Here is a 22,908-nt window from a genome sequence, read left to right as displayed (position 1 = left end):
GACGCTCGCCTGCCCCTTTCAGCGGTGCCCGGCGTGGCCGGCACGCAGCTCCGCCGAAACGGCCTTGCCCAAGGTGTCCAGGTCGAAGGGCTTGGCCAGTATCGAGTGCGATCCGATCAGGCGCTCGACGGCGCTCATGTCGGCATATCCGGTCGCCAGCAGGACGGGGATGTCGCCGTACATCTCGCGCGCATGGGCGATCAGCTCGGCGCCGTTCATGTGCGGCATCAGGAAGTCGACCAGCAGCAGGTCGGGCCTGGCGCTCTTGAGTTCGACCAGGCCGGCGGCGCCGTCGGCGGCCTGGCGGACGCGAAAGCCGAGCACCTGCAGGCACTCGACCATGCTTCGCCGCACGCCCGGATCGTCTTCCACCACCAGGATTTCCGCCTCCGACGGGGCCGCGGCATTCTGCTCGGCGAGCGGCGCATTGGTATCGGCCCCGTCCGGCGCGGCCGCCACTGGAAAGACCAGCCTGAAGGTCGTTCCCGCGCCGACGACGCTTTGCACCTGCACATCGCCGCCGGACTGCCGGGTGAAGCCGTACACCTGGCTCAGGCCAAGGCCGGTGCCCGCATGCTGCTTGGTCGTGAAGAACGGATCGAAGATCTTGCCCAGCAGGTTCTCGGCGATGCCCTGGCCGGTGTCGCGCACGGTCAGGGCGACCGAGCCCATCGGCCTGGCCGTGTCGTCGCTACCGCACTGGCCGTCTGCGCCGGCGCCCGCACCGGGCGGCACCATGGCCGTCTGGATTTCCAGCGTGCCGCCCTGGGGCATGGCGTCGCGCGAATTGACGGAGAGATTGAGAATGGCCATTTCCAGCTGCGCCGCGTCGACGACGACGTAGGCCGGATCGGCACACATCTGCAGCGAGCACTTGACATGGGAGCCCACCGAAATGGCGATCAGCTCGGCCATGTTGCGGATCAGCTCGTTGATGTCGTGCAGCCTCGGCACCAGGCTTTGCGTGCGCGCAAAGGAAAGCAATTGCGCCGTCAGGCGCGATCCGCGGTCCACCGCTTCCTTGGCCCTGCGCGCATAGTTGCCGACGCGTTCCTCGCTGACCTGTAGCCGGCCGATCAGCTGCAGGTTGAGGTTGACCACGTGCAGCAGATTGTTGAAGTCGTGCGCGATGCCGCCCGTCAGCCGCCCCAGCGCCTCCATCTTCTGGTTCTGCACGCGCGAGTTCTCGACGCGCTCGCGCTCCATGATCTCGTGCATCAGCCGGTCGTTCGCCCCGGCCAGGTCGACGGTGCGCTCGGCGATCCGCGTCTCGAGTTCGCCGTTGAGGCGGTCCACGGCGAGCTTGGAGGCCTGCAACTGGGCCAGATGCTCGCGCGTGAGGTACTGGCGGCGGCGGGCGCGCAGGGCGGACTGCGCAGCGCTCACCAGCGTGTCCGGATTCACCGGGCGCTCGAGCAGGACCAGATTGCACAGCTCCTGCAGCGCCAGGCGTGCCTTGTCGCTGCGGCGAACCGTCTGCCGGGCCGCCAGCACCACGAAAGGGTAGTCGGACCACGGCGGCTGGCGCGCGAGCACGGCGCGCAGCGAATCGACCAGATCGTCGCCCAGCGCTTCCTCAGTCAGGACGGTCGCCGCCGACTCCTTGCCGATCTCCTCGATCAGCGCGTCGGCATCCTTGCACACGTGGGCCGACACCTGGCGCGCGCCGAGCACTTCGCCGACGACCTGCGCATCGCGCCCGAAGGGCGCAAGAATGAGGATTCGGTTCTCCACGCCGTCACACCTGTTCATCGTCACCAAGCAGCGACGTGCGGCCGCGGTAGCGCGGCAGCCCCGCCATGACGCCCTCGAAATCCGTCAACGCGTCACCGATCTCCAAGCCACCAGGACCGAGGCGGAACTGGTGGATCGTCGAGGCGTGCGCGCTCGCACGGCTCTTGATGACCGACATCGCCTTGAGGATCTGTCCCCTCGCCTCGAAGTAGCGGAACTGCAGCATGGAATCGCTCAGGTAGCTGAGATCGACGTCGTTGGGCACCTCGCCGCTGAGGCCGTGCTGGGACAACACCAGGATCGTGGCAACGCCCTGCAGGTTGAGGTAGGTGAGCAGCTCGTGCATCTGCAGCATGAGGAAGTTGCTGCCCGGCATGGCGATGAGGTAGGCGTTGAGCGTGTCGATGACCACCGTCGTCACGCCCTGGCGCTCGACCGCGTCGCGCACGTAGTGCGAGAACTGGCCGGCCGAGATGGCGGCCGGGTCGATCGCGTGCAGGAGCAACTGCCCGCTGGCGATGTATTGCTCGATGTCGAGGCCGAGCGCGCGCGATCGCGTCAGGAGCGTCCTGACGCCTTCGTCGAACAGGAAGAATGCCGCCTTGCCCCCCTGCTCCATGGTCGCGCGCGCGCAAGACACCGCGGTCGTCGTCTTGCCTACGCCGGCGGGGCCCGCGAACAGCAGGTTGCTGCCCGGCGTCAGCCCGCCGCCGAGCAGGCGGTCGAGTTCGCGGTTGCCCGACCCGACCAGTCTGCTCGAATGATCGCGCCCGTGTTCGCTGGCAATCAGGCGCGAGAACACCTGCAGTCCGCCCTTGTCGAGCTTGAAGTCGTGCTCGCCCTCGCGGAACCTCACCCCGCGCAGCTTGACCACGCGCAGCCTGCGCTTGTCAGGGCCGTAGGTGCTGGTGTCCTGCTCGAGGTGGATCACGCCATGCGCGATGCTGTGCAGTTGCAGGTCCCCGGCGCTGCTCGACTTGTCGTCCAGCATCAGCACGGTGCAAGTCTGGGTGTGGAAGAAGCGCTTGAGCGCCAGGATCTGGCGCCGGTAGCGCAGGGGGTTCTGCGACAGCAGGCGCAGTTCGGACAGGCTGTCGAACACCACGCGCTCCGGACGCACCCGCTCGACCAGCGCCATGACCCCGCGGATCGTCTCGCCCAGCTCGAAATCCGACGGATTGAGGATGCTCTGCTCGGCGTCGACGCTGAGGCCCTCGTCGCTGACCAGGTCGAATATCTCGATGTCGTCCAGATCCCAACCGTGGGAAAACGCCCCCTGCACCAGTTCTTCCGAGGTCTCCGAAAGCGTGATGTACAGGCCCTTCTGGCCGAGCGAACGCCCCTGCAACAGGAACTGGAGCCCGAGCGTCGTCTTGCCGGCGCCGGGCGTTCCCTCGACCAGGTACAGGTGGCCGCCGGGCAATCCGCCGGCCAGCACTTCATCGAGGCCAGGGATGCCGCTGGGTTGCGGGACCGGTGAGGCGGGAGGCGGGCGGCGGCTTGGCATGGCGAAAGGCGTCGTGTTGGACGCTTGGACATTGGACTCGCCGAGCGTAAACAGTTATCGGTTCGCCCCAGGTTCCGTGGCACCAGTCGACGTGTAGGCCGGCGCTGCGGGCACGTGTAGTCGATCGGGCCTGGTCCGCCGGCACCGGGCGCGCCGGCCGGTTCTAGGACGCCCGGCTTTCCGCTTCGCGACGCAGCGTCTCGTTGACGTCGTCGAGCTTCTCGGCCGCCTTGCCCAGGCGCCTTTCGATCTCACGCGTCTGGGCCACCGCCTCCTTCGCGTCGGCGCTCTCGCCGCCGTCCGGCGCCGACTGGTCCAGCACCGCATGAACCACGACCAGGTCGTCGGCTGCCTCCTTGATCTCCTCGGTTACCTCTTCGTTCTTCTTCAGCGCTTCGTCCAGCGGCGCCGCCTGGCCAGGCGCATGGGAGGCGGGGGGAACGGGCATATGTGGTCCTCAAAGTGGCTGAAAAGCCGGAATCTACCGTCGTTCGCTGCCCGGAAAACCCTGGAGCCGCAAGTTTGCGGCACCGGCCTACAACGCCGTCGTTGCGCATCGCATAGCTTTGCACGCGCACCGACGTGAAGCCTTGTCGCATGCGGCAAGCAACAACCCTCTATCACGATGCCTCTCACGACAGTGCTGATCGAAGACAACCCGACCATCCGCGACAACCTGATCGCGGCGATGCGCGAACTCGTCGGCGTCGAAGTCGTCGCCGTCGCGGCGACGCCCGCCGAAGCCATCGACGCGCTGGATTCGTACGGGCAGGGCTGGCACCTGGCCATCGTCGACCTGTTCCTCAAGGGCGGTTCGGGCATGGCCGTGCTGCGCAGGTTTCAGCGGCGCGGCGCTGGACAGCGGATGGTAGTGCTCACCAACTACCCGACGCCCGAAGTGCGCCAGCGGTGCATCGAGCTTGGCGCAGACGCGGTTTTCGACAAGTCGACCGAACTCGACGACTTCTTCGGCCTTTGCATGGCCTATGCGGCCGGCTGACGGGTCCGTCCGCTGCGCCGCCTTTTCGGCACCTGGTCGGCTCGGCTGACGGACGCCCCGATGCCGGGGCCGCCGCTTGGGCCTTCACAAAATTTGTTGGGATCCGAATTTTGTGGACCCCTCCATACACTCGTCCATCGATCGCATCAAAACACTGGAGACCAACGATGGAGAGACGCAATTTTCTTTCGGGAGCCGCCGCCGTGGTGGCTGGAGTCGGCCTGGCAGCCTGCGGTGGTGGCAGCTCGAACTCCGGGCCGGTGGCCCAGTCGCCTTCGGGCTCCGAACCTCCTCCCGTCGACGTCGCTCCTCCTCCTGCTCCGCCTGTCGTCGATCCGACCCCCGCCGAGCCGCAGAAGCTGGTCACGCAGCTGTGGTCCCGCCACCTTCAATGGGTGAGCACCCAGGCCGAGTCCCAGAATGGAACGGACCCCTACGGCGTCGGCATCAAGATCGGCGAGGCACTCCTGGCGTGCGGCTACGCCGCGGTCGATCTCACGGTGCGCGCCGACGGCCATGTTCTGCCCCAGAACGTGAAGACGCACCTGCCCGACATGCTCAAGGGCATCCGCAGCACCGGCGCGATCTGCGACCACATCGGCGTGAACTTCACGCCGTCGATCGACCCGCTCAATACCAGCTGGATCGTGGCCGAGAACGTCGAGGAGATCCTGGCCGTGGCCAACGACAACGGCATCAGGAAGTACCGCTTCAACAACGCCAATGGCACCGCTGTTCCCGGCACGACGGGCACCGGCCTGACCGTGGCCTCGTTCGCCAGCAACACTTTCGGCGACACGATGACGGCGCTGCTCGACGGCGTGCGCGCGAACCACGAGCGCCTGGCGGCGCTCAATGCCAGGTACGGCAACCTGTGCGGCGTCGCCCACACGCATGGCGGCAACATCGGCACCAGCGTGTACGACTACGAGTACGCCATGCGCGACATCGACCCGGCACTGATCGGCATCAACCTCGCGATCAGCCATACGGCTGGAGCGGCGCTGGGCGGCGGAAGCAATCCGGCTTGGGAGCTGCAGATGCGCCGGCACATGCCGCGCATCAAGTGCACGGCGGTCGAGGACATGCGTGCGACGGTCAACGCCACCACCGGCGCGATGAGCGGCACCACGATCGAGCCGCTCCCGGGCACCGCCGGCGGCGGGGTGATCAACTGGACCAACTTCTACGGGCACCTGCTGCGCGGCGGGTTCAGCGGCGCGGCCGAGTCGCAGATCGAGTACGGCATTCCCAACGGCAACAACGGCGCGAACATCAGCCTGAACACCGCCTTCTGGTCGGACAACGCCAACTTCGTCAATGGCAACCTGACGCCGGCGATGATGATCGCGACCATGAAGAATGCGTCGACCTTCATCCGGGAGCGCGCGGCGATTGCCGGCTGGGGCAAGGACGGAAGCAACAGCCAGGTGATCTGAGCCTCGTTGCCCGCGGGACGGGCCGCTTCCGGAGGCGGCCCCGATCAACCCGGCGGCGCGCCGCGAGGGGCACGCCGGTTCTTCATCCGGCGCTCAGCCGAACTCGACCCGGTAGCCCCACGAGTCCAGACGGTTCGGGATGGCATTGAACGACATGGTCATGCGGCGCTCTCCCTGGTTGGCCGGCACCGCGTGCAGCAGGTAGCTCGGGAAGAGCAGCAAGTCGCCCGGCGCGGGGGCCGGGCTGACCCATCGCTGGGCATTGAAGGGAGTGGACGCCACTTCCGGGCCGTCGTTCCTGAAGACGAAGTCGGTTCCGGTGGACGACTTCATGAACACGGTTTGCGAGCCCGCGTGCGTCGGCGTCAGGTACACGATGCCGGACACGAAGCTGTTTGCGTGGATGTGCTGCGCCTGCATGCCGCCGGTCTCGAGCACATTGACCCACATTTCCTTGATCGCCCAGTCGAGCCGCTGGCCGAACATGAGCGCGCCCATGTCGACGACCTTGGGCGTGATGGCCATGGCGGCCTCCACCAGCAGGGGGCTGTCGTCGGGGTTGAGCATCGCGGTGTGCGACAGCTGGGCCGACTCCTTGTTGCCTTGCGTTGCCCGCGCGCTGAAATGCCGCACCAGCCCCTGCACGAGACGCTCGTCGAGTGCGGCCGGAACCCGCAGGATCGGCGTGGGGAACAGGCCGAACACTTCATCCTTCATGGCTTCTTCCCCGCGCTGCGCTCGATGGCTCAGAGCAGCTGCGTTCCGTTCTGGCCCCAGCCGGCGGCCGCCGCCCGGACCCGGATGAAGTCGGATGCGTTCTTCATGGTCGCGATCATCATCGCGGGCGTCAGCCTTCCTTGCGTGAACGCGGCGTTGTCCGCGAAGAAGGCGCTGTTGAGGCTGATCGTGCCCCCGATGGCGTCGGCAATGGTGTACTCGATCTGCGACTCGGCAGCGCCGCTGTAGCCACCGCCGAGCAGCAGCTGGTAGAACGATGTCCAGTTGATCAGGCCGCCGCCCGTGGTGGCCGGATTCGGCTCGATGGTGCTGGTGCTCACCGCACCCGTGGTGGCGTTGACTGCCGCACGCATGTCCTCGACCGCCGTGCACTTGATGCGCGGCATGTGGCGCCGCATCTCGAGCTGCCACAGGGCGGTGCCCGAGGAAGGCGGCGGTGCCGCACCGGCCGTGTGGCTGATCGCCAGGTTGATGCCGATGAGTTCGGGATCGATGCCGCGCATCGAGTACTCGTAGTCGTACACGGTGGTGCCGATGTTGTTGCCGTGCGTGTGGGCAACACCGCACAGGCCACCGTACTGGGCGTTGATCTGCGCCAGGCGCTGGTGGTTGACGCGCACACCGTCGAGCAGCGCAGTCATGGCATCGCCATACGTGTTCGGGGCGAAGTTGGCGGCGCCCGCATTGTTGAATCGGTACTTCCTGATGCCGTTGGCGCCGGCCACCGACAGGATCTCGTGCACGTACTGGTCCGCGATCCATTGGGTATTGTCCGGATCGGCAGGCGGCGCGAAGTTGACCCCGATGTGGTCGCAGATGGCGCCCGTGCTGCGGATGCCCTTGAGCATGAGCGGCAGCACGGTGGCAACGTTCTGGGGCAGCACGTGGCCGTCGGCGCGTACCGTGAGGTCGACGGCTGCATAGCCCGACTGCATGAGCGCCTCGCCGATCATGATGCCCGTGCCTTCCGGGTCCGACTGTGCGTACGCCTGCGTGCTGACCCATTGAAGATGACGCGACCACAGCTGCGTGACCAGCTTCTGGGGCTCCGGTGCGGCCGCCTGCGCAGCGGCTTCCTTGCCCAATGCCAAGCCGGCCGCCATGACGGCAGCCCCCGAAAGAAAATTGCGTCTCTCCATCGTCGGTCTCCAGTGTTTTGATGCGATCGGATGAACGAGTTTAGGGAGCGGTCCACAAAATTGAGCTGCCAACAAATTTTGTGGACCCGTCCTGCGCACCGGCTCACTCACCGCGGCACTGGGCGGCGATGTTGTGCAGTTGCATGGTGGTGCCCGGTATGCGCTTGTGCGAGCGGAACGCCTCGAAAAGCGCCCTCTCCATGGCGCTTGCACCCTCCGGCGCCGCGGGCAGCGTCGACCACATGGGCCACTTGCGCGCCGCGAAGCGTCGCACCTGTTCGGCCAGCGCCTCGGAGCGTTGCCAGGCGGACAGCGACGGATCGGTCTCGAGCCATGCCATGCACAGCAGGTCGTCGCGCCGCGCCCGGCTCAGCGCCCGCTCGCTCGTCGGCAGGCGCAGGCAGCGCTCGAGGGGAACACGGCCGCTGTTGGCAAGGAACGCGGAGAAGCCGTTGCACAGCCAATCGATGTCCTCTCCCCTGAGCGTCTTGCTGGCGACTCGATGCGCGCGCATCAACTGGTTGTCCTGGCCGGCCGCCACGGCGGCCTTCGCTTGCAGCCCGGGAACGCAAAGCCCTGCAGCAGGCGGCCGTTTCATTACCGGACGTCGGTTGCGACGGCTGAGTGGGAGAGCGAATAGATGCCTCGGGCGGCACCGGCCAGCGCGAGCGCCTCGTCGGCCAGGAGGTCGGCCTCGAGCGCGCGAAGCACAGTCGCGTCGTACGCCGTGACGACCAGGACGTAGTCGGCGAACTGGTCCGGCGTGGCCCGGATCTTCTGTTCCGTCGTCTGCGCGATGGCCGGCGTTTCGTGCCGCAGGAGGTGCGCGCCCGTCAGGCCGGGGCGCTCAGTGAGCCCGCCGGCGATGGCGCTCAACGCGGCTACGCGCCCGGCGTCGTCCGGGCCGGACGCGAGCCTGATGGTCATGGCGCAGCGCGCCGTCAGGCTTCCGTGCGAGGCCAGCACGTGCGACTGGCAGCGGACCATGTCCTTGTGGAACGGCATCAGCTTGCGCGACCAGGGCGTCGGGTCGTTCAGGCGCGCCAGGTAACCGGGCGAGGAGAGCACTTCGTGCCCTTCGAGTTCGTAGATGACGAAGACGCCCTCTCCGCCGTCTGCGCTGGTCCAGCGCGAACTGCGCAGGAAGCCCGGGATGCCCAGGCGCTCGGGGAAGTGCTCGTGCGAATGCCAGTCTTCGAATTCGGACTTCATCTCCGGCGCCATGTTCCACCACATGGCAAGAGCCGCTTTTCCTAGGAGAGCCATTTAGAGAGATTTCACTTGATGAAGACTGTCGAGATTGCGGGGATCGCGGCGATGACGACGAGGCCCGCGACCAGTACGGCGAGGTAGCGCCACATGTGCTTGATGACAGCGTCGGGCGTGACCTTGCCGATGGCGCATGCCGCGTAGAAGCCGATGCCGAAAGGCGGTGCGAACAGGCCGATGCTCATGGCGATCACCACGACCATGGCGTAGTGCACGTCATTGATGCCGAAGGCGTGCGAGACCGGCAGCAGCAGCGGCGCGAACAGCAGGATGGCCGGGATGCCCTCGAGGATGTTGCCCAGCAGCAGGAACACCACGATGGTGATTGCCAGGAAGCCGAAGGCGCCACCGGACACCGCGGTCATCGCGCGGGCGAGGTCCCCCGAGAATCCCGACTGGGTCAGCGACCAGGCCATGCCGGTCGCCGTTCCGATGACGAACAGGATCGCACCGGACAGTGCCGCCGTCTCCACCAGCACCGGATAGAAACGCGACCATTGGACGGGCCGATACAGCAAGATGCTGACCACCAGCGCATAGACGATGCCGATCGTCGAGACCTCGGTGGCGGTCGCGACCCCTTCGACGACCGCCCAGCGAATCACGAACGGCAGCGCGATCGCCGGCAGCGCGGCGACGAACGACTTGCGGATCAGGGGCCAGTTGGGGCGGGAATCGGCCGGCGGCGGCTCGGAGCGCGAGCGCACGAAGGTGACGGCGGCGAGGAAGAACGCCAGGATCAGCGCAGGCAGGAGGCCTGCGGCGAACAGGCTCGCGATCGAGATTCCGGTGACCGACCCGAGCGTGATCAGCACGATGCTCGGCGGAATGGTGTCGGCCATCGCGGCCGAGCTTGCGAGCAAGGCGACCAGGTCGCCGTCGTTGGCGCCGCGGCGCCGCATCTCGGGAAAGAGGCCCGGCGCGACGGCGGCCATGTCGGCAACCTTCGAGCCGGAGATGCCCGAGACCAGCAGCATGGCGACGAGCAGCACGTAGTAGAGGCCGCCGCGGATGAATCCCATCAGCGCCGCGAGGAAGGCGATGATGGTCCGTGCGAATCCCGTGACCTCGATCAGCAGGCCCAGCAGGATGAAAAGCGGGATGGCCAGCAGCAGCGGCTGCGACATGCCCTGGTCCAGCCGGTTCATCACCACGCTCATCGGCGTGGAGGTCGTCACCGCCAGGTAGCTCAGCGTCGCGATGGCGAAAGCGAAACCGATGGGCACGCCGATGAAGATGGCCGCCCCGACGATCACCACGAAGAAGACGAGCAGGTTCAGGTTGCCGATATTCTTGAGCCACGGCCCCAGCGCCCAGAGCGCCAGGCCCAGCGCCACCAGGCCCACGGTCGCGCCGATGGTCGGCAACAGCAGCTTCGTGCGTGCCGCCTGCAGCGCCACGGTGACGAGCATGAGGCCCAGGCCCAGCTCGATCCCGAAGACGCGCCAGCTCGACGGCACGCCAAGATTGGGAAGCTGTGCGAATGCCTCGTCCTCGACGTACTCCAGCGCCGGGCGCAGCATCAGGCACAGCGTCACGAACACCACCGCCATCACGCCGGCGCGCAGCAGCACCTGCCCGCGCGCCGAGGCGCTTCGCTGCAGCGCGCTGAAGGCCAGGTGCTCGCCCTTGCGCAGCGCGATCACCGCGCCGAGCATGCCCAGCCACAGGAACATGCTGCCGGCGAGCTCGTCCGACCACACGATCGGATGGTGGAACACATAGCGCGCGATCACGCCCGAGAAAAGCAGGATCACCTCGGCCACGATCAGCGCCGCCGCGACGAAGTCGACGGCGCGACCGAGCCAGGTGTCGACTGCCTGCAGGAGCGGCGAGGACGATGCCGTCCGGGGCTCCTGCGACGCCTGGCTGGTGCTCACGCGAGGTCCCCGCCGGCTGCCTGCTCCAGGACCTTCCATGCCGGGTCACCGAACTTCTTGCGGGCCGCCGCGTAGTAGCCGTTGGCGGTCAGCTTCTTGCGGAAGGAGTCGGCGTCGATGTCGTTGAACGCCAGGCCGGCCTTGGCCATGGTGTCCTTGTACGACTGCTCCTGCCCGGCCAGGTCCTGGCGCTGCGCGAGCCCGGCCTCGTTCAGGCGCTTCTCGACGATCTCCTGGAGCTTGGGCGGCAGGCCGCGCCACACGCGGCCGTTGATCAGCACCCAGTTGCCTTGCCAGATGTGGTTGCTCAGCGAGCAGAACTTCTGCACCTCGAAGAACTTGGACGTCAGGATCACGCCCAGCGGGTTCTCCTGTCCGTCGACGATCTTGGTCTGGAGCGCCGGATAGACCTCGTTGAACTGGATGCTGGTCGGCGCGGCGCCCAGGGCCTTGAACAGGTCGACATAGGCCGCGGCGCCGGGCACGCGGATCTTCATGCCGGAGATGTCGTCGACCGTCTTGATCGGGCGGGTCGACGAGGTGATCTGGCGGAACCCGTAGTCCCAGATGGTTGCCGGCGCATAGAGATTGGCCTGCATCAGGGCGGCGCGGATGTGCGCGCCCAGCGCACCGTCCATGCCTTTCATGACCGCGGCCGAGTCCTTGAACGCGAAGCCCACGCCATCGAGCGCGGCCATCGGCACGACGCTCGAGGCGATCAGGCCGCCGACCACGAACATCTCGACGGCGCCCGAGCGCACCTGGTTGAGCAGGTCGACTTCGCCGCCGAGCTGGTTGTTGGGGAAAAGGCGCAGTTCGATGCGCCCGTCGCTGTCCTTGGCGATCTGGTCGGCCGCCTGCTGCAGCCTGACGTTGGTCGGGTGGTTGATCGCCAGCGGGTGCGCCACCTTGAACACGAACTCGGCAGCGCGAGCACGCGAGATGAAGGGAGCGCCGACGAGCGGAGAGGCGGCAATGGCGCCCAGGACGGCGCGGCGACTGATCGAGGTGTTCAAGGAATGTCTCCAGTGATGTTGCGAGTTGGTGAAGTTCAGGACCTGTGAGGGGGAACCGGCTGGTTCGGCCGGCGCTGGAAGATCTGCGAGACCGTGCTGGCGGCGGTGAGCTCCCGGGCGGTCTCGATCAGCGCATTGCTGAGCGATTCCATGCGCTCCTGGGTCAACCGGGTCGTGGGGCCGGCGATGATCAGGACGGCGACGACTTCCTTCTTCGGGTCGAAGACGGGGGTGGCCATCGAGCTCATGCCCGGCAGGAAGACGTTCATCGTGGTGGCGAAGCCGCGCTTGCGCGTGGCCTGCACCTGCTCCATGAACGCCTTGAGCGATACCGGTGCTTCCGGCCCGTAGCTTTTTGGGTCGCCAAGGCCCTGCTTGGCGACCAGCCGCAAGGCCTCGTCCTCGCTTTTCGTGGCCAGCCACACCAGGCCGGCGGCGCTGCAAGAGAGCGTGACCGGCTGGCCCATCTCGGGGTCGTAGCGCAGGCCGTGCGTCGCGCCCTGCGCCTTCGCCACGTAGATGAGCTGGTCGCCGTCCACGATGGCGAGGCGCACCAGTTCCTTGCACTTGAACGCCAGCCGTTCGAGGATGGGCTGGGCCACGTCGACGATTCCGCCGGAGCTGAGCAGGCGCAGGCCGAGCGACACGACCTTCATCGTCAGGGCGAACTCGCCATGACGCTCGTCCTTGCGGACGTAGCCGGCTTCGACCAGGTCGTTCAGGAGCCGGTGCGTCGCGCTGAGCGGAACGTCGACCTTCGTCGCCAGCTCCGACAACGTTCGCCCGTCGGGGTAATAAGACAGTTCCTCAAGGATCTTGAAGCTGCGGTCAATGATGTTGCTCATTGCTGGGCCTCCAAAGTTTCGAGCGATTCTATGGAACGCTCTCCCATTTTGGAAGCGCCTTCCAGATTGATATTGCGTTGCAATCGTAGGGGTTTACCCTTCCAACGAACAAGGTGCTCGGCGACGTCACGCGGGCCGTTGGATGAATATTTGTTCGCCAATAGCGCGCGCGGCGCTATGATCGCGCCCGTGAAACCCAAGGACGACGAAAAGCTCCGCGCCATCGCCGAGGCCACGTTCTCGCTGGTCGAGAAGACCGGCCTGAGCGGGCTGACCATGGCGGGCATCGCCCGCGAGGCCGGGCTGGCCACGGGCACGCTGTACGTGTACTTCAAGTCCAAGGAGGAGTTGATGGTCGCGCTCTACGAGCAGGCCAAGACCACCACGACCGCGAGCCTCATGCACGGCGACGACCCCAAGGCGCCGTTTCGCAGCCGCTTCCGGCACATGTGGACGAACTGGCTCGATCACCGCCTGACGCATTACGCGCAGGTGGTCTTCCTGGAGCAGTACTACAACTCGCCCTGGTTCAGCGAGGAGAGCCGCAACCTTTCCGCCCGGCTGATCAGGGACTGGGTCGCGCTGATCGAGTCGGCCAAGGCGCAGCAGATCCTCAAGGACGTGCCCACGGTCCTGTTGACCAACAGCTTCGCCGGCTCGGTGCGAGAAACCGCCAACCTGCTGCGTTCCGGCGCGCTGGCCCGCACGAAGGACAACCTGGCGATGGCCTTCGGCCTTTGCTGGGACGGCATCAAGGCCTGAGGGCACTTGACCTGGGCCGCGTGCAGGCCTATCGTTTGCCCGAACCGATATTCGCCCAAGAACAGAAGAAAGCCCCACATGACCACCCTCCACGTCAACGGCAAGGACCACCAGGTCGACGCCGACCCCTCCACGCCCATCCTCTGGGCCCTGCGCGACACGCTGGGCATGACCGGTACCAAGTTCGGTTGCGGCGCGGCCCTGTGCGGGGCCTGCACCGTGCACCTGAACGGCCAGGCGATCCGCTCGTGCGTCACGCCGGTCTCGGCCGCGGCGGGCCAGAAGATCACCACCATCGAAGCGGTCACCGACGGCAGCGACAAGGTCGGCAAGGCCGTGCGCGAGGCGTGGGTCAGGCATGACGTGGCGCAGTGCGGCTACTGCCAGAGCGGCCAGATCATGTCGGCCACCGCCTTCCTCAAGACGGTCGCGCCCGGCAAGCTGCCCACCGAAGCCGAGATCGATTCGGCCATGGCCGGCAACATCTGCCGTTGCGGCACCTACGCGCGCATCCGAGCCGCCGTCGCCGACGCGGCCAAGACGCTGGCTTGAAGAAGGAGACCGCCATGAACTTCGACCAAGCCACCTTCGAGCTGCCCGCCAACCTGCGCGCCCTCATGCTGCGCAGCGCCGACACCGACGAACCCGCCGGCCTGCCGCGCCGCAGCTTTCTCAAGCTCACCGCGATGAGCGGCTTCGCGCTCGGCGTGTTCCCGATGGGCGCGCTCGCGCAGGACAAGGCACAGGACAAGGGTGCGACGGCTGCCAAGCCCGCGGGCCTGAAGCCGCTGCAGCAGCCGGCGGCCTTCGTGCGCATCGACCGCGACGGCACCACCACCATCACGATCAACCGCCTCGACTTCGGGCAGGGCGTGCAGACCGGATTGCCGATGATCCTGGCCGAGGAACTCGACGCCGACTGGTCCAAGGTCAAGAGCGTCCACGGCACCAACGACCCGGCCTATGTCGACCCTGCCTTCGGCATGCACATCACCGGCGGCTCGGGCTCCATCAAGAACTCCTACACGCAATACCGCGAGCTCGGCGCCCGCACGCGCGCCATGCTGGTCGGCGCCGCGGCGGCACAGTGGAAGGTGGATGCCGCGACGCTGCAGACGCGCAACGGCGCCGTCATCGGCCCCGGCGGCAAGCAGCTCGGCTACGGCGAGCTGGCCGAAGCGGCAATGAAGCTGCCGGTGCCCGAGACCGTCAAGCTCAAGGACCCGAAGGACTTCCGCCTGATCGGCAAGCCCACCGGCCGGCTCGACGCGCAGGACAAGTCCAGCGGCCACCAGAACTACGGCATCGACATGCGCCTGCCCGGCATGCTGACGGCCGTGGTGTCCCACCCGCCGGTGTTCGGCGCCAAGCTCAAGTCGGTGGACGACGGTGCAGCGAAGGCGATCAAGGGCGTCAAGGCCGTGCTGCGCGTGCCGCTCGACCGCGGCGCCGAAGGCGTCGCGGTGGTCGCAGACGGCTACTGGGCCGCCAAGCAGGGCCGGGATGCGCTCAAGCTCGAGTGGGACGACAGCGGCGTCGAGAAGGTCGACAGCGACAAGCAGCTGGCGCAGTACCGCGAGCTGGCAACGAAGCCGGGCAAGCGCAAGTACGACGCCGACATGTCCAAACTTGCCGGTGCTGCGCACAGCATCCAGGCGGAATTCGTCTTTCCCTACCTGGCGCACGCGCCGATGGAACCCCTGAACTGCACCGTCAGCCTCGCCGACGGCAAGGCACAGGTGTGGACCGGCACGCAGATGCCGGGCATCGACGGCATGGCGGCGGCCAAGGTGCTGGGCGTGCCGCCGGAGAACGTCAAGGTCCACGTGCAGATGGCCGGTGGCGGCTTCGGCCGTCGCGGCCTGCTGACCAGCGACTTCGTGACCGAGGCGTGCAGCGTCGTCAAGGCCGCGCAGGCCTCGGGCATTGCCGCGCCGATCCGCACGCTGTGGAGCCGCGAGGACGACATCAAGGGCGGCTACTACCGCCCGATGCACCTTCACACCGCGAAGATCGGATTCGACGCGCAGGGCAACGTCACCGGGTGGGACCACGTCATCGTCGGCCAGTCGCTGCTCATGGGCAGCATGTTCGAGCCGATGATGGTCAAGGACGGCATCGACGCCACCGCCGTCGAAGGCATGAAGGAACCGTACGACGTCCCGATGCGGCTGACGGTGCATCACCCCAGCCAGAACGTGCCGGTGCTCTGGTGGCGCAGCGTGGGCTCGACCCACACCGCCTTCGTCATGGAAACGCTGCTCGACGAGATCGCGCGCACCACCGGGCAGGATCCGGTGGCCTATCGCATGAAGCTCATCGGCGACAAGCACCCGCGCCACAAGGCGGCGCTGCAGCTGGCGGTGGACAAGTCCGGCTACGGCAAGAAGAAGCTCGAAGCCGGCCGCGCCTGGGGCGTGGCGGTGCATGAATCCTTCGACTCGGTGGTGGCGTACGTGGTCGAGGCATCCGTCAAGGACGGCACGCCCGCCCTGCACAACGTGACCGCCGGCGTGCACTGCAACCTGGCGGTCAACCCCAGGAGCGTGGAAGCGCAGGTGCAAGGCGGCGCGGTGATGGGGCTGTCGATGTGCCTGCCCGGCGCGGCCATCACGTTGAAGGACGGCGTCGTGCAACAGAGCAACTTCGGCGACTTCGTGGTGCCGCGCATGACCGACATGCCGCAGATCGCGGTGCATATCGTGCCCAGCGCCGATGCGCCCACCGGCATGGGCGAGCCGGGGCTGCCCCCGCTGGCGCCGGCGTTCGCGAACGCGGTGGCGGCGATCACGGGCAAGCCGGTGCGGGAGCTGCCCTTCAAGTTGGCCTGAGCAGGCGCGCCCGGCTCCAAGCCGGGCGCGCGTTTGGTGCAAGCCGTCAGGCGGCGGCCATCTCCTGCGCCAGCAGTTCTTCCTTGCGCGCCGCGAGTTCCTCGCGCATGCCGACCAGATCGAGCCCGCGGGCGGCACGCGCCTTGACGAAGATCTCGTTGCGCTCTTCCTTCACGTGGTGGTCGATGTATTCGCCCAGCACGATGACCTTGGCGTCGAACTTGCCGTCGACGTCCTGCGCGGCCTGGATCTCCGCGATCAGGTCCTTGGCGGTGCCGTGCTCCACCTCGGCCTCGTCGAGCAGGTCGGCGTCCTTCTTGAGGACTTCGCGCAGCGCCGGATAGAAGATCTCTTCCTCGATCTGCGCGTGTACGCTCAGTTCCATGCAGATCTGCATCGCCAGCTCACGCTTCTTGCGGGCGGCGCTGGCCGCCTTCGATTGCGTCAAGGTTTCGTATTCCTTGAACATCTTCTTGACGTTGCGATGGTCGGCGTCGAGCAGGCTGCAGGCATCCGGCTCGGCGCGCTTGGAGGTGGTGGCCATGTTCGTCGACTCCAAAGTGGGTAGTGGGGAATCGAACTTTCGAGTCTGCACGAGTCCGCCGGCGTAGGACGCCGGCCGCAGGTACTGCCATCCCTTTGCATCGGACGGGCATCGGCGCGGCCCTGATGCCCGTGGTCCCCGGGCGCCGCCCCGGGGGCGTTGCTGCCTTCGCGTTCGACGCCGCCCTTATCCCTATCGCTTGCCAGGGCCGGGCGCAGCCTCCGGCTTCACCGGATGGGACTTGCCGTCCCGGGTGAAGACGCTCAAGGCACCGTCACTCTCGAGCCGGGCGATGCGTACTTCGCTGATGTCTTCCACCCCCTGCTCCCGCAGCTTCCCGAGCAGCTCGTCGGTGGTCATCATCTGGCGCGCGAGCATGCGGTGGTTCGGCCGGCCGTCGCGCACGAGCGTCTCGGGCGGCGGCTCGATGAAGCGCGCCACGACCGGCGATCGGAAGCTCAGCCAGTCCATCGCGTAGTTCCAGCACGCCAGGGTGGCGAGAAGCACGAAACCGTCGGCGACCGTGTTGTAGTCGCCCTGCATGGCGTTGCTGGCCGCATCTGCAACCAGCACGACGAACAGGAGATCCGCGACGCCCAGGGAGCCCACGTCCCGGCGCAGGACGAAGCGGAACACGATGAAAAGAAACCAGTAGACCGCCGTGCCGCGCACGACCATTTCCAGGATCGGCTTGTCGAAGGCCAGGATGTCGGACATTGGCGCCGCGTCTACGCCCGCGTCCGCGTCTGGCTGCACGGCGCGGATGCGGCTTTGTCCTCGCACGGGACAGCCGCCGTCTGCGTCGTGGGCTGGAAGGGGGCGACGGACGTCTTCTGGCCTGGATCATGGCGTGCGGTCCAGATCAGGACGATCAGGACGGCGGCAACCAGAAGTGCCGCCAGAAGCACCGCCATCCAGCGGTGCGCGCCTTTTCCCTTGTCCCGCGTCGTCTGCGAGAGTACCGGCCGCCGGGCGGCGCTCGACTCGATGTCTTTCTCGGCCATGGGGTGCCTCCGTCTGTTGAGGCGATGATGGCGGCCCCTCTCCACTTGCCGCGTAGGCAGGCGGCTGCAAGCGGGCTCGGACAATTGCTTCCCAAGGTTGAAATGGAGGCGCCCCTGTGTGGCAAATGTCACGTGCCCCAGTCCGTTTGGACTAGTGCCGCGCGAACACTGGATGGGTACTATCGGTTTACATGATTACCGGGGCCCACCCGATACGAACGCCGTCAACGAGTCCCGCATGCGCAATTTCTTCCAGTCCCGCAGCCGCCCGCAGCCGTCCGCACCGGTCCAGTCCGGCCGGCCGGCTCCTCAGGCTGCCGCGACCTTCCACTCCCAGCTTCGCGCCGAAATGGACGATGGCGTGACGGTCAGCGAGTTGTCGGAACTGGAAGCGCGCGCGCTTTGCGCACGGGAAGGTATTCCGTTCTTCTGGCGCGAGCCGGCGGCAGCGCCGGCGTAGGGCGACGCGTAGAGCACAGCGCAGACCAGCAAGTCGGCGCCACGGGCCTTCAAGCGGTGCCGTGGGTTCTCGCCACGATCGGCTGAGGCGCGGGCGTATCGGGCGTGGTGTCGAGCCCGGCCTCATCGCTGGCCACCGATGGCTTGAAGAATGCCGCCGCCGCTCCGATGGCACAGAGCACCATCACGTACCAGGCCGGCGCCATGTGGTCGAGGCCGCTCAGGGCGCTGACCAGTACCGGCGTCAGGCCGCCGAAGATCGCGTAGAACACGTTGTAGCCAAAGGACAACCCAGTCGACCGCACCGCAGCCGGGAAGGCGCGCACGCCAATGATCGGCACGATGGCGATGGTGCCGACGAACAGGCCCGCAATCGCATAGTGCGCGACCAGCCATCCGAACGACGACGGCAACCCGGCAAAAAGGGCATGGCAACTCAGGGCCACGCCCACCCAGCCGACGAACATCACCACGCGTGAGCCCACACGGTCGGTTGCCCAGCCGACCAGCAGGTTGCCTACCAGCAGCGCCATTGTGGCCACCGCATTGGCCGCCATCGTTTGCGCGGCAGGGACGCCATACACGCGCTGCATATAGCTGGGTGCCAACAACAAGACCACGCCCAATGCCGCAGCCAGCGTCCAGGTCTGCAAGCCCAGGTATGCCAGGGCGAAGCGGTTCTGGCTGATGATGGCGCGCAAAGGCATGGCCCGCGCGGACACCTGGCGACGCTCGATCATGGCCTGGAACACCGGCGTCTCGCGCAGGAAACTGCGCAGGTAAACCGCCACGAGGCCGAACACGCCGCCCAGCACGAACGGCAGGCGCCACGCGAAATCGTGAACCTGCGCGGCCGAGAAGTGCAGGTGAACCACGTAGGCCACAAGGCTGCCCAGGAGAATGCCGCCGCTCGAGCCGGCGGTGATGGTGCCCAGGCCGAAGCCGTAGTGCTTCGGGGGCGAATGTTCGCCCACGAACACCCAGGCACCGGTCAGCTCGCCACCGACGGCCACACCTTGCAACACGCGCATGACCAAGAGCAACGCCGGTGCAAACCAGCCGATCTGGTCGAAGGTCGGCAGGCAGGCGATCAGCAGCGTAGGCACTGCCATCAGCAGCACCGACAGCGTGAACATGCGCTTGCGACCCAAACGGTCGCCAAATTTCCCGAAGACCAGCCCACCCAGCGGGCGCGCCAGGTAGCCCGCCGCGAACACGCCGAAGGCCTGCATCTCGCGCTCCAAGGGCGACAAGTGGCTCGGAAAGAAGAGCGTGCCGATGACGCCCGCGAAGAAGACATAGATGACGAAGTCGTAGTACTCGAGCGATCCGCCCAAGGCCGAAAAGGCCAGGGTCTTGATGGCGGATCGATCGAGCCGGCGTTGCCCTGCAGGGGCTGGTGTGGAGCTCATGGAGATCTCCTGGTGGAGTGATGGGTTCATTGACCGGATCGTAGGAAAGCGGGCTGCGCCGAAGTTGCTCCACAGTCCCAATCCGTGATCGGTGGTCCAGCGCGCCGGTCCGACGATCACGCTTTCCCAACGGGCTCTTCTTCTTGGGGCTGCTGCGCCGCGATGCGGTGTGCAGCGCCATCTCCTTGAGCGCCTGCAGCCCTACTCGGGCTTCACCCCGGCCACCCGCACCATCTCCTGCAGCACGGAAATCTCACCGGCATAGAAGTCTTGCGTCGCCTGCAGGCCCGCAGGTTCGGGCACGGTGCCGCCAGTGGCCTCGAGCAAGCGGCGCGTCTCGGTCTGGTGCAAGGTGGCGCTTACCGCCTCGTACAGCCGGGCGGCCTCGGCTTCCGGCAGGCTTTGCGCAACAAAGACGCCGACCCACGCCGCCGGATGACCCAGGCCGCGCGCGCTCCGGCTTTCATCCAGGGCGGGGGCCTGCGGGTAGCGCGCCACCCGATAGGCGCCTGACACCCCCAGTACCTTGATCTTCCCGCTGTCGACCAGAGACCCCACCACGTTGTCGACCGGCAGCATCGTGAAATCGATGGTGCCGCTCATCAAATCCTGCATCAGCGGTGCGCCACCGCGGTAGGGAATGTGCGCCGCCGCGATGCCGCTGAGCTTGCGCAGGTTCTCCGTCACCACATGATAGAGAGAGCCCGTGCCCGGGCTGCCATAGTTCAGGGGGTTGGCCCCGGTGCGTTGCGAAAGGGCCGCGAGTTCGTCGACCGACGAGGCCGGCAAGTCCTTGCGCGCATACAGCGCAAGCGGCGCCTCGTACAGCGTGGCCAGCATGCGGAAGACTTCCGGCCGGTACTTCACCGCCTTGATCGTGAGCGGCGCGAGGATCGTCTCGGTTGGCGAGCCGACCAGAAGCTGCGATGCATTTCCGCTGCTGCCAAGAAATCGGTCTGCTGCGATGGAGCCGCTGGCCCCCGTCAGGTTTTCGACCACGACGACGCGCCCCATGGTCTGGCCCAACCCGGGCGCCAGCGCACGCGCCAGCACGTCGGATACGCCACCCGGGGGAAAAGGAACGATGAGCGTCACCGGCCCGGCCGCTTGCTGGGCGCAGGCGGGCCCGCCAAGGCCTGCCGCCGCCAGCAAGCAAACCGAGAGCAACCCTGACAGGAACCGGGATACGGCGAAGTGGCGCATCTTGAACCCTCTCGTACGCGCGGACGGCATTTCCACCACGGGAATGCAGGTCCGATAGCTCGCATATTCCAGGCCCGATGGCCCGCCAGCGCGGCCCGGCCTGGGACGGAATGACAAGAACTGGAACGCTACGCACACACGGCGCGACACGAAATCCATACAGTACCGCCATCCCCGAGCAGTGCCCAGGACGGGCCGGACCGATAGTGCGGGATACCCGCCAACTGCTCCTTCCCGATGCCCAGTCGCCGGCTCCCTTCTGGGTGGCGACCCCTTGGTAGATTTCAAGATGGACTTGCCAGATTGCTCCCCCCACGCCCAGCGCGTTCCGCAGTTCCGCTTCCAGTCGGCCGAGCACGCGCCCGGGGATGCCCTCGCCCTCTGGCGGGACTGCCTGTCACGAAGCTGGGAACTGAACGTGGATGAAGGCGCCGGCGCCGTGCCTTTCCACGCCGAGGCGCACATGTGGAACATGGACCGCCTGATGTTCAGCAGCGGCAGATTTGGGCCGACGCAGGTGCGCACCCGCCGCGAACGGAACATCCGGGCCGACCAGTTCGACCACTACCGCGTCATCCTGCTGCGTGAAGGGCGATTCGATTGCGACGCCGAAGGCCGGCGCACCAGCCTGACACCGGGGCGCTTTGTCATCACCGACATGGCGCGTGCCGAGAGCAACGAATCGTGCAGCGCAAGCCTGGCGCTGTTTGTGCCGCGCAGCGAACTCGACGACGCGCTGCCGCATCCCATCGACCTGCATGGCCTGTCGCCGGACAACGCCTGCGCGAATCTGCTGGCCGAGCATCTGGTCACCCTGGAAGCGCGCCTGCCCGAAGCCACCCTGCCGGAAATTCCTTCGCTGTCGCGCGCCACGGTCAACCTGCTGGCCGCGTCGATCGCGGCCACTCCTGTCAACCTGGAAGCATCGCGGGCCGCGGTTGAACACATCCTCCTGCGCCGGGCGCGCCGCTTCATCGAAATGAACCTGAAGGAAGAGGAACTGGGCGCCGCCATGCTGTGCGCGCAATTGCGCGTCGCGCGCTCGACGCTCTACCGCCTGTTCGAACCGCTGGGCGGCGTGTCGCAGTTCATCAAGGAACGCCGCCTTGCACGCGTGCATGAGTTGCTGGGCGCCAGCGCCCTTACCCGCTCCATTGCCGATCTGGCCGAGCAGCACGGCTTCAAGAGCGCAGCCCACTTCAGCAAGGCCTTCCGTGCGCAATATGGGTACAGCGCCCGCGAAGTCGTCCGCGAGGCCCAGGCGAGACGCCCGGCCGCCGCAGCGCCGAACCGGCTGGACCAGTGGCTCGGCGGATTGATGCACTGACTGGACGGGCCCACGGTGGGCTTTGGCGATCCGACCGAAGGATGCAGGGGGCCAGGCTTGGGCCGCCAGCGGACTTGCGCGTCGGTGGCCGCAGATGGCGTCGACCTGGGCTAGCGTTCCTGCGGCCACGGGACGCCCGGACATGAACCGGGACAGGCGGAACACCCCGATCCGCGCGCGCTTCCTAGCATCAACGTACCCCACGGCCTCTCATTCATGTCGAGAAAAGGTGCCTGTCTTGAATCCACGCGGCCTCCTCAGTCCGTCGCGTCCGGCGCGCACGGAATCGGTAATCCGCATCCCGCTCCTGGGCATGTCGGTGCGCATTCGCACGCCCCCGAGCGCGGGCGGCACGCCGGCCATCGTCGAGCTGCTGTATGCGACTGGCGGTGGCATGCCCTTGTGGCGGCGCGCTGAAGGCGAGATCGTGCAGATCGTGACGGGTCGGTATCTGTTCGAAGTCGACGGTGAGCGCTTCCTGGCGCGCCGCGGCGACGTCGTCTGCGTGCCCGGCGGTGCCGTGCGGGCCTGCGTCAACGTGACGGGCACCGGGGCGAGGCAACAGGTTGTCGTACACCCTTGCCTTGATGCAACGGCCTTTTTCAGCGAGCTGGCGCACGTCTTTGCGCACAATGGCGACGTCTTGCCTGACGACATGGCCGCCGATGCCCTCAAAGCCTTTGGCGAACGCTGGCAGATCCAGTTTCTTGGCACACCCCTGGCACCCGACGCACGCGGACCGCAAGGCACACCGGTCGCCGCGGCCATTCTCGATCCGTTCTGAGCATGAGAGGCCGTT

Annotated in this window: 23 protein-coding genes; 8 read left to right on the top strand and 15 right to left on the bottom strand. The window is 66.9% G+C overall.

Annotated elements, in window-relative coordinates; all coding sequences use genetic code 11:
• Window positions 1–18: 18 nt before the first annotated feature.
• The 3 genes from VES41_RS18350 to VES41_RS18340 form a co-directional block, all read right to left on the bottom strand.
• Window positions 19–1,734, bottom strand: a complete 1,716-nt coding sequence (locus tag VES41_RS18350; protein WP_324820000.1) for a response regulator — start codon at window positions 1,732–1,734, stop codon at window positions 19–21.
• Window positions 1,735–1,738: 4 nt separating this feature from the next.
• A complete protein-coding gene (locus VES41_RS18345) occupies window positions 1,739–3,241 on the bottom strand; it encodes an ATPase domain-containing protein (protein ID WP_324819998.1) in 1,503 nt (500 codons plus the stop codon).
• Between the two features lie 163 nt (window positions 3,242–3,404).
• Window positions 3,405–3,689, bottom strand: a complete 285-nt coding sequence (locus VES41_RS18340; protein WP_324819996.1) for a hypothetical protein — start codon at window positions 3,687–3,689, stop codon at window positions 3,405–3,407.
• Window positions 3,690–3,866: 177 nt separating this feature from the next.
• On the opposite strand from VES41_RS18340, the gene VES41_RS18335 reads away from it, so the two are divergent.
• On the top strand, window positions 3,867–4,241 hold the full coding sequence (locus tag VES41_RS18335) for a response regulator (protein ID WP_324819994.1): 375 nt from the start codon (window positions 3,867–3,869) through the stop codon (window positions 4,239–4,241).
• A gap of 167 nt (window positions 4,242–4,408) precedes the next feature.
• A complete protein-coding gene (locus VES41_RS18330) occupies window positions 4,409–5,680 on the top strand; it encodes a twin-arginine translocation signal domain-containing protein (RefSeq protein ID WP_324819992.1) in 1,272 nt (423 codons plus the stop codon).
• A 93-nt stretch (window positions 5,681–5,773) separates the two neighbouring features.
• On the opposite strand, the gene VES41_RS18325 is transcribed toward VES41_RS18330, so the two are convergent.
• The 7 genes from VES41_RS18325 to VES41_RS18295 form a co-directional block, all read right to left on the bottom strand.
• Window positions 5,774–6,397: a TIGR02466 family protein gene (locus VES41_RS18325; protein ID WP_324819990.1), complete on the bottom strand. Its 624-nt coding sequence runs from the start codon at window positions 6,395–6,397 to the stop codon at window positions 5,774–5,776.
• Window positions 6,398–6,426: 29 nt separating this feature from the next.
• Entirely contained in the window at window positions 6,427–7,557 is a 1,131-nt protein-coding gene (locus tag VES41_RS18320; protein ID WP_324819988.1) for a hypothetical protein, read from the bottom strand.
• Between the two features lie 103 nt (window positions 7,558–7,660).
• Window positions 7,661–8,071, bottom strand: coding sequence for a hypothetical protein (locus VES41_RS18315; RefSeq protein ID WP_324819986.1), 411 nt, complete (start codon window positions 8,069–8,071; stop codon window positions 7,661–7,663).
• Between the two features lie 83 nt (window positions 8,072–8,154).
• On the bottom strand, window positions 8,155–8,769 hold the full coding sequence (locus VES41_RS18310; RefSeq protein WP_324819984.1) for a hypothetical protein: 615 nt from the start codon (window positions 8,767–8,769) through the stop codon (window positions 8,155–8,157).
• Between the two features lie 65 nt (window positions 8,770–8,834).
• On the bottom strand, window positions 8,835–10,745 hold the full coding sequence (locus VES41_RS18305; protein WP_414719179.1) for a TRAP transporter large permease subunit: 1,911 nt from the start codon (window positions 10,743–10,745) through the stop codon (window positions 8,835–8,837).
• A complete protein-coding gene (locus VES41_RS18300; protein ID WP_324819979.1) occupies window positions 10,703–11,722 on the bottom strand; it encodes a TRAP transporter substrate-binding protein in 1,020 nt (339 codons plus the stop codon). Before VES41_RS18300 ends, VES41_RS18305 begins: the two co-directional genes overlap by 43 nt.
• Before the next feature lie 35 nt (window positions 11,723–11,757).
• Window positions 11,758–12,567, bottom strand: coding sequence for an IclR family transcriptional regulator (locus VES41_RS18295; protein ID WP_324819977.1), 810 nt, complete (start codon window positions 12,565–12,567; stop codon window positions 11,758–11,760).
• Window positions 12,568–12,756: 189 nt separating this feature from the next.
• On the opposite strand from VES41_RS18295, the gene VES41_RS18290 reads away from it, so the two are divergent.
• From VES41_RS18290 to VES41_RS18280, 3 genes are read left to right on the top strand one after another with little or no spacing between them, the layout of a single operon-like run.
• Window positions 12,757–13,329: a TetR/AcrR family transcriptional regulator gene (locus VES41_RS18290; RefSeq protein ID WP_324819975.1), complete on the top strand. Its 573-nt coding sequence runs from the start codon at window positions 12,757–12,759 to the stop codon at window positions 13,327–13,329.
• Window positions 13,330–13,359: 30 nt separating this feature from the next.
• Window positions 13,360–13,881, top strand: coding sequence for a (2Fe-2S)-binding protein (locus tag VES41_RS18285; protein WP_414719187.1), 522 nt, complete (start codon window positions 13,360–13,362; stop codon window positions 13,879–13,881).
• A 14-nt stretch (window positions 13,882–13,895) separates the two neighbouring features.
• A complete protein-coding gene (locus tag VES41_RS18280; RefSeq protein WP_324819971.1) occupies window positions 13,896–16,160 on the top strand; it encodes a xanthine dehydrogenase family protein molybdopterin-binding subunit in 2,265 nt (754 codons plus the stop codon).
• A 46-nt stretch (window positions 16,161–16,206) separates the two neighbouring features.
• On the opposite strand, the gene VES41_RS18275 is transcribed toward VES41_RS18280, so the two are convergent.
• The 3 genes from VES41_RS18275 to VES41_RS18265 all read right to left on the bottom strand — a co-directional run bounded on the left by VES41_RS18275 (window position 16,207) and on the right by VES41_RS18265 (window position 17,708).
• Window positions 16,207–16,704: a hemerythrin domain-containing protein gene (locus VES41_RS18275; RefSeq protein WP_324819968.1), complete on the bottom strand. Its 498-nt coding sequence runs from the start codon at window positions 16,702–16,704 to the stop codon at window positions 16,207–16,209.
• Window positions 16,705–16,896: 192 nt separating this feature from the next.
• Entirely contained in the window at window positions 16,897–17,421 is a 525-nt protein-coding gene (locus tag VES41_RS18270) for a DUF421 domain-containing protein (protein ID WP_324819966.1), read from the bottom strand.
• An 11-nt stretch (window positions 17,422–17,432) separates the two neighbouring features.
• Window positions 17,433–17,708 (bottom strand): hypothetical protein, encoded by a 276-nt coding sequence (locus VES41_RS18265; protein ID WP_324819964.1) that lies wholly within the window; start codon window positions 17,706–17,708, stop codon window positions 17,433–17,435.
• 238 nt (window positions 17,709–17,946) lie between these two features.
• Here VES41_RS18265 and VES41_RS18260 point away from each other — a divergent pair, with 238 nt between their 5' ends.
• Window positions 17,947–18,168, top strand: a complete 222-nt coding sequence (locus VES41_RS18260) for a hypothetical protein (RefSeq protein ID WP_324819962.1) — start codon at window positions 17,947–17,949, stop codon at window positions 18,166–18,168.
• A 49-nt stretch (window positions 18,169–18,217) separates the two neighbouring features.
• Here the strand turns inward: VES41_RS18260 and VES41_RS18255 are convergent, their stop codons facing one another.
• Both VES41_RS18255 and VES41_RS18250 read right to left on the bottom strand, forming a co-directional pair.
• On the bottom strand, window positions 18,218–19,579 hold the full coding sequence (locus VES41_RS18255) for an MFS transporter (protein ID WP_324819960.1): 1,362 nt from the start codon (window positions 19,577–19,579) through the stop codon (window positions 18,218–18,220).
• 201 nt (window positions 19,580–19,780) lie between these two features.
• Window positions 19,781–20,782 (bottom strand): tripartite tricarboxylate transporter substrate binding protein, encoded by a 1,002-nt coding sequence (locus VES41_RS18250; RefSeq protein WP_324819958.1) that lies wholly within the window; start codon window positions 20,780–20,782, stop codon window positions 19,781–19,783.
• Window positions 20,783–20,963: 181 nt separating this feature from the next.
• On the opposite strand from VES41_RS18250, the gene VES41_RS18245 reads away from it, so the two are divergent.
• Both VES41_RS18245 and VES41_RS18240 read left to right on the top strand, forming a co-directional pair.
• Window positions 20,964–22,109 (top strand): helix-turn-helix domain-containing protein, encoded by a 1,146-nt coding sequence (locus tag VES41_RS18245; protein WP_324819956.1) that lies wholly within the window; start codon window positions 20,964–20,966, stop codon window positions 22,107–22,109.
• Between the two features lie 238 nt (window positions 22,110–22,347).
• Window positions 22,348–22,893 (top strand): hypothetical protein, encoded by a 546-nt coding sequence (locus VES41_RS18240; protein WP_324819954.1) that lies wholly within the window; start codon window positions 22,348–22,350, stop codon window positions 22,891–22,893.
• The last annotated feature ends 15 nt before the right edge of the window (window positions 22,894–22,908 follow it).

This window comes from Variovorax sp. (assembly GCF_035634955.1).
GTDB lineage: Bacteria > Pseudomonadota > Gammaproteobacteria > Burkholderiales > Burkholderiaceae_C > Variovorax.
The sequence above is the reverse complement of the archived record's forward strand: the minus strand, read 5'-3'. Positions and strand labels throughout refer to the sequence as shown.